The following is a 12,516-nucleotide window of genomic DNA, read 5'->3' as shown; positions in this document are numbered from 1 at the left end:
CTACAATCGCTGCCGCAACCCTACCGCCAACCCGACTTTTCTAGGCAGGCATCCATGCTGGAAACCTATCGCAAACACGTGGCCGAGCGCGCCGCGCTGGGCATTCCTCCCCTTCCCCTCTCCGCGCAGCAGACCGCCGACCTGATCGAGCTGCTGAAGAACCCGCCCGCGGGTGAAGAACAGAACCTGCTGGACCTGCTGACGCACCGCGTGCCGGCCGGCGTGGACGACGCCGCCAAGGTCAAGGCCTCGTACCTGGCCGCCGTGGCCCTGGGCTCCGAATCGTGTGCGCTGATCAGCCGCGCCAAGGCCACCGAACTGCTGGGCACCATGCTGGGCGGCTACAACATCGGCCCGATGGTCCAGCTGCTGGATGACGCCGAAGTCGGCGCCGTCGCGGCCGACGGCCTGAAGAAGACGCTGCTGATGTTCGACGCCTTCCACGACGTGAAGGAAAAGGCGGACAAGGGCAACGCCAACGCGCGCGCGGTGATCCAGAGCTGGGCCGATGCCGAGTGGTTCACCAGCCGTCCCGAACTGCCCCAGAGCCTGACCGTCACGGTCTTCAAGGTGCCTGGCGAAACCAACACCGACGACCTGTCGCCCGCCCCCGACGCCACCACGCGCCCCGACATCCCGATGCACGCACTGGCCATGCTGAAGAACAAGCGCGAAGGCGCCGCGTTCCAGCCCGAGGAAGACGGCAAGCGCGGTCCGGTCCGGTTCATCCAGGACCTGAAGGAAAAGGGCCACCTGGTCGCCTACGTGGGCGACGTGGTCGGCACGGGTTCGTCGCGCAAGTCGGCCACCAACTCGGTGCTGTGGTTCACGGGCGAGGACATCCCCTTCGTGCCGAACAAGCGCTTCGGCGGCGTGTGCCTGGGCAGCAAGATCGCCCCGATCTTCTACAACACCATGGAAGACGCGGGCGCCCTGCCCATCGAGCTCGACGTTTCCAAAATGGAAATGGGCGACGTGGTCGAACTGCGTCCCTACGAAGGCAAGGCCCTGAAGAACGGCGAGGTCATCGCCACCTTCGACGTGAAGTCCGACGTGCTGTTCGACGAAGTGCGCGCCGGCGGCCGCATTCCGCTGATCATCGGCCGCGGCCTGACCGCCAAGGCGCGCGAGGCCCTGGGCCTGCCTGCCTCGACGCTGTTCCGCCTGCCCAAGGATCCGGCCGACAGCGGCAAGGGTTACACGCTGGCCCAGAAGATGGTCGGCCGCGCCTGCGGCCTGCCCGAGGGCAAGGGCGTGCGTCCGGGCACCTACTGCGAACCGCGCATGACCTCGGTCGGCAGCCAGGACACCACCGGCCCCATGACCCGCGACGAGCTCAAGGACCTGGCCTGCCTGGGCTTCTCGGCCGACCTGGTGATGCAGTCGTTCTGCCATACCGCCGCCTATCCCAAGCCCGTGGACGTGAAGACGCACCACACGCTGCCGCAGTTCATCAGCACCCGCGGCGGCGTCTCGCTGAACCCGGGCGACGGCGTGATCCACTCGTGGCTGAACCGCATGCTGCTGCCCGACACCGTGGGCACCGGCGGCGACTCGCACACCCGCTTCCCCATCGGCATCTCGTTCCCCGCCGGTTCGGGCCTGGTGGCCTTCGCCGCCGCCACGGGCGTGATGCCCCTGGACATGCCGGAATCCGTGCTGGTGCGCTTCAAGGGCAAGATGCAGCCCGGCGTCACGCTGCGCGACCTGGTCAACGCCATTCCGCTGTACGCCATCAAGCAGGGCCTGCTGACGGTGGCCAAGCAGGGCAAGAAGAACGAGTTCTCGGGCCGCATCCTGGAAATCGAAGGCCTGCCCGACCTGAAGGTGGAACAGGCGTTCGAACTGTCCGACGCCTCGGCCGAACGCTCGGCCGCCGGCTGCACGGTGCGCCTGAACAAGGAACCGATCATCGAGTACATCAACAGCAACATCGTGATGCTGAAGTGGATGATCGCCAACGGCTACGAAGACGAGCGCTCGCTGGGCCGCCGCATCAAGGCCATGGAAGCCTGGCTGGCCGATCCGCAGCTGCTGCAGCCCGATGTCGACGCCGAGTACGCGGCCGTCATCGAGATCGACCTGGCCGACATCCATGAACCCATCGTGGCCTGCCCGAACGACCCCGACGACGTGAAGACGCTGTCCGACGTGGCCGGCGCCAAGATCGACGAAGTGTTCATCGGCAGTTGCATGACCAACATCGGCCACTTCCGCGCGGCGTCCAAGCTGCTGGAAGGCAAGCGCGACATCCCCGTCAAGCTGTGGGTCGCCCCGCCCACCAAGATGGACGCGCAGCAGCTGACCGAGGAAGGCCACTACGGCGTGTTCGGCACGGCCGGCGCGCGCACCGAGATGCCGGGCTGCTCGCTGTGCATGGGCAACCAGGCGCAGGTGCGCGAAGGCGCGACGGTGATGTCCACCAGCACCCGCAACTTCCCGAACCGCCTGGGCAAGAACACCAACGTGTACCTGGGTTCGGCCGAACTGGCCGCCATCTGCTCGCGCCTGGGCCGCATCCCGACCAAGGACGAGTACATGGCCGACATGGGCGTCATCAACAAGAGCGGCGACCAGATCTACCAGTACCTGAACTTCGACAAGATCCCCGACTACAAGGACGTGGCGGACGTGATCGAGGTGTAAGACACCTGCCCTGCGGCGCCGCGCGCGCCGCGTCGGAAGACCAGGCCCCGGAGCGATCCGGGGCCTTTTTTCTGCACGGCCGGCGGCGGTGAAGCTGCCCGTGCCCATCAGCCTCGCGCGCGGGGCATTCCTGATAATCGCACGAAGGGATGGAACGCTGACAACCAGCTGTCACCGTGTCGTAACCGCGGATGCCAATACTTGCGCCTCGTTGAAAGGCGCCGCTTTCCGGCCGCCTATTACTTGGATTCATCCGGTTATGACTATGCAGTTCGGCCCAAGCCAACTTCGCCGGGCGCTGGTGCCCGTGTTCTTCGCCACCCTGCTGAGCGCCTGCGGCGGCGGCGGCGACAGCGACGACGACCAGCCGGCCACGCCGCCCGCCACCGAGCAACCGGCCCCGGGCACCGACGCGCCCGCCCCTCCCGCCCCCGTCGAGACCGGCGCCTGGACCAAGGGCGACCTGCACGTCCACACCTACCAGTCCGACGATGCCCAGGTCAGCCTGGAGCACGTGCTGGACCAGGCCTTCGACCGCTACCAGCTGGACTGGGCCTCGATCTCGAACCACCTGCGCACGTCCAACCGCGACCATACCGGCGCCACGATTCCCGGCGGCCCCATCGCGTTCTCGCGCGGCATGGCCGAGTTCGAAGTGCCCTTCATCAAGCAGCAGCAGGCCGCCGGCCGCTACGAAGGCAAGATCATCTTCTCGTCGTTCGAATGGGACATGCCCACGCATGACCACGTCAACATCGGCATCGGCGTCGATGACCCGATGTCCGCGGCCTCGCTGCAGGCCGTGGCCGAGTTCGAATACCTCTTCACCAACCGCGCCGCGAACCTGTTCGATCCGGCGCTGGTCAGCCGCCTGAGCGGCACGCCGCGCGCCTACACGACGCACGCCGACGCCATGGCCGCGCTGCGCTGGCTGCGCGACAACCATCCCGACAGCTACGTCCTGCTGAACCACCCGTCGCGCTACGTCGGCCGCTATTCGGCCGCGCAGGTGCGCGAGATGCACGACATCGCGCCGGACCAGTTCTTCTCGATCGAAGGCATGGTGGGCAACCAGATGGAGCCGGATCGCGGCGGCTACGTCGCGCCGGCGCGCACCTACGGTGGCGCCGATTCGATGGTGGCCCAGCTGGGCGGCGTATGGGATGCGCTGCTGGGCGAAGGCCGCCGCATCTGGAACGTGGCCGATTCGGACTACCACTTCCGCACGGCCAGCGGCCTGTACAGCAGCGGCTACGCGCCTGGCGAGTACTCCAAGACGTACGTGTACAAGGATGGCGACGACATGGCGTCGGTGGTGGCCGGCCTGAAAAGCGGCCGCGTCTACAGCGTGTTCGGCGACCTGATCGACCACCTGGACTTCACGGCCGCCAGCGCGGCCGGCACGGCCCACATGGGCGGCGAGGTGCAGGCCGCCGAGGGCGAGAAGATCGAGGTCACCATCCGCTTCCGCAGCTCCGAGCGCAACAACTACGAGTATCCGTTCAACAGCGGCAACCCGACCTACGTGAAGCCGACCGTGGACCACGTCGACCTGATCGTGGGCGACGTGGGCGAGCGCGCCGCACCCGGCACTCCGGAATACGCCGCGGCGACCAATCCGTCGACCCGCGTGATGGCGCGCTTCGGCCGCGACGACTGGACCGTGGACGAGGACGGCTACAACGTCATCAAGTACAACATGACGGTGTCGGGCAACCAGTACCTGCGGCTGCGCGGCACGAACCTGGGCGTGACCGTGGCCAACGAGACCGCCGCCGGCGAGCCGCTGGCCGATGCCACGATCAACTTCGCCGACAACGCCGCCCGCTTCGACGCGCTTAACGCACGCAACTACAACGACCTGTGGTTCTACTCGAACCCGGTGTTCGTGACGGTGGCGGAGTAATCGGGACGGGCGCCGCGGCGCCCGCTGCAAAGCCCGCCGGCACGGCCTGAGATGCGCATGGCTTTGGCGAGCAGGAAACGTCGCTCGACCAAAAGAAGAAGGCCCCGGATCGCTCCGGGGCCTTCGCTTTTCCACTTGGGGACGTCCCCTGAGGAGACCGGTTCGCGGCTCTGCTCCGCTGAACCGCTTCAGAACTCCATGCTGGCGGAGAGCGTGAAGGTGCGGGGGCCGCCGAGGGCCAGGTAGCCGCTGCCTTCGTAGCCGCCGACCGACGACCAGTAGTCGCGGTTGGCGATGTTCTCGACACGCGCGCGCCAGGTGACCAGGCGGCCGCCGATTTCGGTCATGTAGCGCACGCCGGCGTCGAAGCGGGTCCAGCTGGGCACGCGCAGCGTGTTGGCGCCGTCCGCATACGATGCGCCGGTGTAGACCATGCGGCCGTCCACGGCCAGGCCCTGCACGCCCGGGATGTCCCACTCGACACCCAGGTTGGCCATGAAGCGCGGCACGCCGATGACGCGCTTGCCGTCGGTGGCGGAGCTGCCGGTGGAACGTTGTTCGGCGTCGATCCAGGTCAGGCCGCCCAGCACGCGCAGGCTGCGCGTCACTTCGCCGTACGTGGTCAGTTCCAGGCCCTGGTGGCGATCTTCGCCCGCTTCGCGGAACACCTGGTCGGAACCAGTGAAGCCGCGCGGCTTCGCGATTGAGAAGAACGCAAGGCCGGCGCCCAGGCCATTGCGGTCGAGCTTCACGCCCACTTCCTTCTGCCTGGACACATACGGAGCCAGCGCCTGGCCACGGTTCACGACCGGCGCGCCGTTGGCGGTCTGCGGCGCGGTGGCGCCGGCGGTCAGGGCTTCGATGTAGTTGGCGTACACCGACACTTCCGGCGTGATGCGGAACAGCGCGCCGACGGCAGGCGTGTTGCGGCTGGCATCGTAGGCCGTACCGCGCGCGCCCGTGTTGTAGGCATCGTCACGCTGGTACAGGGTCTGGTGACGGATGCCCAGTGTCAGGATGGCGCGGTCGTCCAGGAACGACAGCGTATCGCCCAAGGCGTAGCTGGACGTGCGGACCACGCCCTGCTTGGCAGGATCGTCCAGGTCGTTGCCGCGCAGCGCCGTGGCGCTGATCAGCGGCTGGCCATAGCTGACCGGGTTGTAGATGTTGGTGGCGAACTTGTTCGAGAAGTCCATCACGTAGGCGTTCTTCTTCTCGAGGTCGTAATAGGCTCCCGAAGCGACGATCTCGTGCTTCACCGGACCGGTGACGACCTTGGCGCGCACGCCCAGTTCGCCCGTGTTGACGGTGTCCTTGCGCGCGTTGTCGAAGCGGTAGAAGTTGCCCGCACCCGTCGCGCCGTTGGTGACGGTGATGTTGCCCAGCGAGTTTTCCTCTTTGCTGTGGCGCGTACCGTAGGCCGCCCAGGCGGTGACCTTGTCGGTGATGTCGTACTCGCCGCGCAGGGTGCCGAAGACGTCGCGCTCGTTCGAATACGTCCACGGCTGCGCGTAGTTGGAGCGGGCATCGGGCGCGCTCGGCACCACGGTCGTGCCGCTGAGCGTCACGTTGGGACGCGTCTGCTTCAGGCGGTTGTCCTGGTAGCCCACGTCGGCCGACAGGCGGGCGCGGTCGCCGCGCCAGTCCAGGCCCAGCGCGAACACGGTGTTGCGCGACCGCGAATCGTCGACGCTGCCTTCGCCGCCGCGCTGCGCCGCGTTGATGCGGATGCCGAAGCTGTCATCCGGGCCGAAACGGCGCGACACGTCGGCCGCGACTTCGCCCAGGCCGTCGCTGGTGTAGCCCGTGGACAGGCGCGTCAGCGGCTCGTTGCCCGCGCGCTTGGGCACCAGGTTGATCACGCCGCCGATGCCGCCGCCGTTGGGCGAGGCGCCGGTAAGGAACGCCGAGGCGCCGCGCAGCACGTCGACGCGCTCGAACAGCTGCGTCGAGATGTATTGGCGCGGCAGCAGGCCGTACAGGCCGTTGTAGGCGATGTCATCCGAGCCGAGAATGAAGCCGCGGATGAAATAGGACTCCTGGAAGTTGCCGAAGCCTCGCGCCACGCGCACCCCGGGGTCGTTCTGCAGCACGTCGCCCACGCCCTTGGCCTGACGGTCCTGGATCAGTTGATCGGTGTAGCTGGTGATGGAAAACGGGGTTTCCATGTTGTTGCGCGTGCCCAGGATGCCGACACGGGCACCGGTGGCGACCTGCCCGCCGGCATAGGCCGGCGCCAGGCCTTCGGCCGACGCATCCGCGCTGGCCTCGACCTTGACGGCCTGCATGGTGATGGTGCCTTCAGGCTTCGCATCGGAAGTCTGGGCGTGGACGGGGGCCATGCAGGGCAGCGTGGCGATCAGGTAAGCCAGGGGACGTAGTTTCATGCGGAATCGCGAAAAGGAAAGGTCTGACAGCGAACAAGGCGCGATCATATCAAAAACAGAATCATTCTCATTAATACCGTTGCATTTGGCCGGGATGCCGTTGCAAGCGGGCAACGGTGCAGGTACGCAAGGGTTGCGGCGCTGGCCGAAACCGCGCAGGCGCGGTAGCCATGGGGTGCATCCCTGCCCGGGCAGACGCAGGCAGCGAAATGATCGGCCAAAGGAAAGGGCCTCGCGCGCGAGGCCCTTCGTATCGGCGGCCCGCCGCGGCGAACCGCGGCAGCACGCCTGGAATCAGCCTTCGGCCGACTCGTCGTCGTCGCCGCGCGCCTGGCGTTCGGTGTTGCGCACGCCGGTGTGGCGGACGTCGGCGCCCTTGACCATGTAGATGACGCGTTCCGACATGTTCTTGGCGTGGTCGCCGATGCGCTCGAGCGCGCGGGCGATGAAGACCATGTCGATGGCGCGCGAGATGGTGCGCGGATCTTCCATCATGTAGGTGATCAGGTTGCGCAGGGCAGCCTTCCATTCCTTGTCGACTTCCTTGTCGCTGCGCACGACCTTGGCGGCCTGCACGGCGTCCAGGCGGGCGAACGCGTCCAGCGACATGCGCAGCATGTTGCCGACCATGTCGGCCATGTGGCGCAGCTCGACCAGCTGGATCTGCGAGCGGTCGCTGTCCTGCATGCGGCGCACGGTGCTGGCGATCTTGTCGGCCTCGTCGCCCGAGCGCTCCATGTCGGTCAGCATCTTGCTGACGGCCAGCAGCGTGCGCAGGTCGATGGCGGTGGGCTGGTGGCGCGCCAGCAGCAGGCTGATGCGCTCGTCGATCTCGACTTCGTGGCGGTTGACTTCCTTCTCGCGCTCACGGACCTTCTCGACCAGCAGCGGATCGTGCGACGACAGGGCTTCGACGGCCTCGTAGATCATGGCCTCGACAACGCCGCCCATCTGCAGGAACTGGGAGCGGACGTGCTCCAGGTCGGCTTCGAACTGCTTGTTGGTGTGCTCCGTCATCCGGATTCCTTGCGTGGTTATGAGCAGGCGATGCCTGGAAAAATGGTGCCGCGCGGCCATGGAGACCCATACGGCCCGCAAGCTTATGACTTGTTTATGACAGCAATATGAAGCAGACGCCCTCAGGCCGGCTTGTCCAGCCTGCGGATGCCGCCCTGCGTGGCGAGCAGCGCCACGTCGGCGCCGGCCAGCGCGAACAGCCCGCAGGTGACGACGCCGGCCATGCCGTTGATCTCGGCTTCCAGCGCGTGCGCGTCGGCGATCGCCAGGCCGGACACGTCCAGGATGACGTTGCCGTTGTCGGTGACGAAGCCCTCGCGCAGGCGCGGCTGGCCGCCCAGGGCCGCCATGCGACGCGCCACGGCCTCGCGCGCCATCGGGATCACCTCGATGGGCAGCGGGAAGGCGCCCAGGCGCTGCACCAGCTTGGACTCGTCGGCGATGCAGATGAAGCGCTCGGCCACCGAGGCGACGATCTTCTCGCGCGTCAGCGCGCCGCCGCCGCCCTTGATCATCGACAGCCCGGCGTCGATCTCGTCGGCGCCGTCCACGTAGATGGGCATGCCGTCGACGTCGTTCAGGTCCAGCACCGCCAGGCCATGGCCGGCCAGGCGCGCCGCGCTGCGCTCGGAGCTGGCGACGGTGGCGCGGATGCGGCCCTTGAAGCGGGCCAGTCCGTCGATGAACAGGTCGGCCGTCGAGCCGGTGCCCACGCCGATGACCACGTCGGGCGCCGCCACGGCGTCGACGAATTCGAGGGCGGCGTCGGCCGCCTGTTGCTTGAGTTCCTGTTGCGTAAGCATGATGTGATTCCGGCGCGCATGGCGCGCGAGCATGTAAAGAAGGCCTGCACGCCGCCCCATTGTTGCGCGCATTGTCCCCTTTGGAAGGGACGCTTCTGCCGGGGCGGCCCGCGGCACGAATCCGTCCGGCAATGTAGCAGATGCGAAGGGTGCTTTCGGGCCCGCGCTAGCCCATGCCCGGCCAGGCACGGGCCAGCACCTCTCCCGCATCGTACGCATCATCCCATTCGCCGAACAGCGACGCGCCCTGCCCCAGCCGCGTGGCCGCGAACGCGGCGGCCACGCCGGCCGGCGCATGCCGGATCAGCAGCGCCGCCTGCCACAGCCGCGCCAGCCCCGCCGCCGCCGTGCGGGCGCGCGGCTCGGCGCGTGCCGGGTCCTGCAGCAGGGCCAGCCAGGCATCCAAAGCGCGGTCGTAGGCGGGCAGCACGCCGCGCGCCGGGTCGAGCTCGGCGCACAGGGCCGGCAACGCCTCGGCCTCGCGTCCCAGCGCGCGCAGGACGTCCAGCGCCATGACGTTGCCCGACCCTTCCCAGATGGAATTGACGGGTGTCTCGCGGTAGATGCGGCCCAGCGGCCCGTCCTCCACGTAGCCATTCCCGCCCAGCGCCTCCATGGCCTCGGCGGACGCGGCGATGGCGCGCTTGCAGATCCACAGCTTGGCCGCGGGCGTGCCCACGCGCAGCAACGCGCGCTCGCTCGCGGCGTGCCCGTCACGGGTGTGGTCGTTCCAGGCGTGGTCGTATCGAGCGTGGTCATCCGGACCGCGCGCATGCGGCGCACGTCCATCGGCGCGTTGTTCCGGAGCGCTCTCGCCGGCACGATCGGTACGATCGGCATGATCCGCCGCGCGCGCCAGGCGCATGGCCAGCAGGGTGGCGGCCTCGCTTTCCAGCGCCAGATCGGCCAGCACGCCGCGCATCACCGGCTGGTCCAGCAATCGGCGGCCGAAGGCCTGGCGATGCGCCGCGTGGTGTAGCGCCTGCGCCAGCGCCTGGCGCAGCAGCGCCGCGCTGCCCAGCACGCAGTCCAGCCGCGTGGCGGCGGCCATCTCCAGCAGGACGGCCAGGCCGCGGCCGGGCTCGCCCAACATGACGCCCCAGGCCTGTTCGAACTCCACCTCCGCGCTGGCATTGCTGCGGTTGCCCACCTTGTCCTTCAGGCGCCGCACGCGCACGGCGTTGCGCGGGCCGTCGGGAACCCAGCGCGGCACGACGAAGCAGGACGGACCCGCCGCGCTGGACAGCCCCCCGTCCACGCGCGCCAGCACCAGATGGGCATCGGCCTGCGGCACCGAGAAGAACCATTTGTGGCCGGTCAGCAGATACGCGCGGCCGCGGCCGCCCGTCCCCAACGGCACCGCGCGGGTGGCCACCGCGCGCAGATCCGAGCCGCCCTGCTTCTCGGTCAGCCCCATGCCGATCAGCGCGCCGCGCTTGAGCGACAAAGGCGCGTCGCTGCCGTCGAACTGGCGGGAGTACAGCGCGGGCAGCCAGTCGCGCGCGTAATCCAGGTCGCCCGCCGGCTCGCGCATCAGCAGCGGCATGGCGGCATGGGTCATGGTGGTGGGACACAGCGTGCCGGCCTCGGCCTGGCCCTGCATCAGGTAGGCCGCCGCCCGCGCCGCCTGCGCGCCCGGCTTGCGCCGCAGCCAGGCATTGCTGTGCAGGCCGCGCGCGACGATGCCGCTCATCAGTTGCGCCCAGGCGGGATGGAACTCGATCTGGTCCACACGGTGGCCCGCGCGGTCGTAGGCATGCAGGATGGGACCGTGGCGATTGGCCAGCTCGGCCGCCTGCAGCGTCTGTGCGCGGCCCAGCCAGGCGCCGTGCTCGCGCAACTCGTCCTGCCAGGCGCCGGCGCCCTCGCGGGCGACGGCCGCACGCAGCACCGGGTCGGTGTCGTACAGCGAATAGTCTTCGAGCGGCGGAACCTGGTTGGCCACCTGATGCGTGCTGAACGCCTGCATGCGGGTCTCCTTCGGCCAGCCGTGCCGCGCCGGCCCGAAGCCCTACGCTAGCAGCAGCACCGGCCGGCAGGCAAGCGCCGCGGCGCGCCGGCGCGCATGGCGAGGCCACGCCCCGCGTCCCGCCAGCCGCAGCCGGTACGCGGCCCCGCGTCGTTCGCTCAGCGCGACGGCGGCTGCGCCTGGTCGTCCGCCAGCCCCAGCGCCTCTGCCCCTTCCTGCGCCCCGAACAGCTCGGCCGCCTGCGCATCCGACATCTCTTCCACGTCGCGCAGGTTGCGCAGCATGGCACGCGTGCGCACCTCGGTCTGGCCGATCTTGCTGCTGGCGTTGTCCAGCGTCTTGCGCACGCTGGCCAACGAGGCGCCGAACTTGCCGAACTCGGTCTTCACCGCGCGCAGCACCTGCCACACTTCGGACGAACGCTGCTCGATGGCCAGCGTGCGGAAACCCATCTGCAGGCTGTTCAGCATGGCTGCCAGGTTGCCTGGCCCGGCCACGCTGACGCGCAGCGCCTGCAGCCTGTCGTGCAGGCCCGGCAGGCGCAGCACCTCGGCATACAGGCCCTCGGTGGGCAGGAACATGATGGCGAAGTCCGTGGTGTGCGGCGGCGCCACGTATTTCGAGGCGATCAGCCTGGCCTGCGTCTCGACCGCGCGGCCCAGCGCCTGCGCGGCGGCGCGCGCGCCGTCGGGATCGGCGGCCTCCTGCGCCTCGATCAGGCGCTCGTACTCTTCCTTCGGAAACTTGGCGTCGATGGGCAGCCACACCGGCGCGCTGTCCGGCGCGCGGCCCGGCAGGCGGATGGCGAACTCGACGATGGCGTCGCTGTCCGGCACGGGCTTGATGTTGCGGCCGTACTGCTCGGGCGTCATGGCGTCCTCGATGAGGCGCGCCAGCTGCACCTCGCCCCAGGTGCCGCGCGACTTCACGTTGGTCAGCACGCGCTTGAGATCGCCAACGCCCGCGGCCAGCGTCTGCATCTCGCCCAGGCCCTTGTGCACGGCCTCCAGGCGTTCGGAGACCAGCCGGAACGACTCGCCCAGGCGCTGCTCGAGCGTGGCGTGCAACTGTTCGTCCACGGTGCGGCGCATGGCCTCCAGGCGCTGGCCGTTGTCCGCCTGCAGCGCCTGCAGCCGCTGGTCGACCGTCTGCCGCACCTCGCCCATGCGGCGATCGTTCAGCTCGACCAGGCCCTGCAGGCGTTCGCCGAACTGGCTGGCGAAGCGCGCCAGCGACTCGCCATGCTCGGCGCGCGATTCGCGGGCGTCGCGCGCCATCACCGCGCGCAGGTCTTCATGGCGCTGGGCCAGTTCCTCGCGCAACGCGCGCACGGAATCCGACAGCTCGTCGCGCAGGCCGCGCTGGCTGTCGGCCAGGTCGGCGCGCAGGGTGCGCTCCAGGCGCTCCAGCAGTTCCGCCACCTCGTCGGTCCCGCCCCCGCGCGGCTGGCGCGTCAGCGCCACCAGGCCCATCAAGCCCACCAGCGCGGCCGCCACGGCCGCGCCGGCGGCCACCCATAGCAAGGTCATCGAGTCCAAGCAGTTCTCCGGAAAGCGCCAATTCTACGGGTCGCCCAGGCGCCGCCATGCACGCGGCCCGAGTCCGCCCCACGTCGGTCGCACGATGCGCCCCGCCGCTCGCGGCACGGTTGCATGAAAACCACGCCGGCGTCCGGCCGCAATGGCCATTTTCAGGGGAAGGAAAGTTTTGCTACACATGCTCGTCATTTGCTACGCGGGAAGTCACGGGCGGGTCAGCGGGTCTCTGAATAATCGGTCGCGCCTACAG

7 protein-coding genes are annotated in these 12,516 nt (G+C 68.8%); 2 read left to right on the top strand and 5 right to left on the bottom strand.

All coding sequences use genetic code 11. The annotated features are described in order from the left end of the window. Positions 1-54 precede the first annotated feature (54 nt). Both acnB and FS845_RS21420 read left to right on the top strand, forming a co-directional pair. Positions 55-2,646: a bifunctional aconitate hydratase 2/2-methylisocitrate dehydratase gene (gene acnB / locus FS845_RS21425; RefSeq protein WP_144639115.1), complete on the top strand. Its 2,592-nt coding sequence runs from the start codon at positions 55-57 to the stop codon at positions 2,644-2,646. 265 nt (positions 2,647-2,911) lie between these two features. Further along, positions 2,912-4,552 carry an S-layer protein gene (locus FS845_RS21420; RefSeq protein ID WP_144639197.1) on the top strand — a complete coding sequence of 547 codons (1,641 nt, stop codon included), beginning with the start codon at positions 2,912-2,914 and terminating at the stop codon, positions 4,550-4,552. Between the two features lie 188 nt (positions 4,553-4,740). On the opposite strand, the gene FS845_RS21415 is transcribed toward FS845_RS21420, so the two are convergent. The 5 genes from FS845_RS21415 to rmuC all read right to left on the bottom strand — a co-directional run bounded on the left by FS845_RS21415 (position 4,741) and on the right by rmuC (position 12,257). Then, positions 4,741-6,939, bottom strand: coding sequence for a TonB-dependent receptor (locus tag FS845_RS21415; protein ID WP_144639113.1), 2,199 nt, complete (start codon positions 6,937-6,939; stop codon positions 4,741-4,743). A gap of 294 nt (positions 6,940-7,233) precedes the next feature. Continuing rightward, positions 7,234-7,956 carry a phosphate signaling complex protein PhoU gene (phoU, locus tag FS845_RS21410; RefSeq protein WP_144639111.1) on the bottom strand — a complete coding sequence of 241 codons (723 nt, stop codon included), beginning with the start codon at positions 7,954-7,956 and terminating at the stop codon, positions 7,234-7,236. Between the two features lie 122 nt (positions 7,957-8,078). After that, positions 8,079-8,759: a ribose-5-phosphate isomerase RpiA gene (gene rpiA, locus FS845_RS21405; protein ID WP_144639109.1), complete on the bottom strand. Its 681-nt coding sequence runs from the start codon at positions 8,757-8,759 to the stop codon at positions 8,079-8,081. Positions 8,760-8,925: 166 nt separating this feature from the next. Next, the gene (locus FS845_RS26885) at positions 8,926-10,728 is read right to left on the bottom strand and encodes an acyl-CoA dehydrogenase family protein (protein ID WP_260986386.1); all 1,803 of its coding nucleotides are present in this window, start codon (positions 10,726-10,728) and stop codon (positions 8,926-8,928) included. A gap of 158 nt (positions 10,729-10,886) precedes the next feature. Further along, the gene (gene rmuC, locus FS845_RS21390) at positions 10,887-12,257 is read right to left on the bottom strand and encodes a DNA recombination protein RmuC (RefSeq protein ID WP_144639195.1); all 1,371 of its coding nucleotides are present in this window, start codon (positions 12,255-12,257) and stop codon (positions 10,887-10,889) included. Between the last annotated feature and the right edge of the window lie 259 nt (positions 12,258-12,516).

The organism is Bordetella genomosp. 13 (assembly GCF_007679965.1).
Taxonomy (GTDB): Bacteria; Pseudomonadota; Gammaproteobacteria; order Burkholderiales; family Burkholderiaceae_B; genus Bordetella.
The sequence above is the reverse complement of the archived record's forward strand: the minus strand, read 5'-3'. Positions and strand labels throughout refer to the sequence as shown.

Excerpts from the sequence above, each read along its gene's own strand:
- acnB (WP_144639115.1), top strand. The coding sequence starts at position 55 with ATGCTGGAAACCTATCGCAAACACGTGGCCGAGCGCGCCGCGCTGGGC.
- rmuC (WP_144639195.1), bottom strand. The coding sequence starts at position 12,257 with ATGACCTTGCTATGGGTGGCCGCCGGCGCGGCCGTGGCGGCCGCGCTG.
- FS845_RS26885 (WP_260986386.1), bottom strand. The coding sequence starts at position 10,728 with ATGCAGGCGTTCAGCACGCATCAGGTGGCCAACCAGGTTCCGCCGCTC.
- rpiA (WP_144639109.1), bottom strand. The coding sequence starts at position 8,759 with ATGCTTACGCAACAGGAACTCAAGCAACAGGCGGCCGACGCCGCCCTC.
- phoU (WP_144639111.1), bottom strand. The coding sequence starts at position 7,956 with ATGACGGAGCACACCAACAAGCAGTTCGAAGCCGACCTGGAGCACGTC.
- FS845_RS21420 (WP_144639197.1), top strand. The coding sequence starts at position 2,912 with ATGCAGTTCGGCCCAAGCCAACTTCGCCGGGCGCTGGTGCCCGTGTTC.
- FS845_RS21415 (WP_144639113.1), bottom strand. The coding sequence starts at position 6,939 with ATGAAACTACGTCCCCTGGCTTACCTGATCGCCACGCTGCCCTGCATG.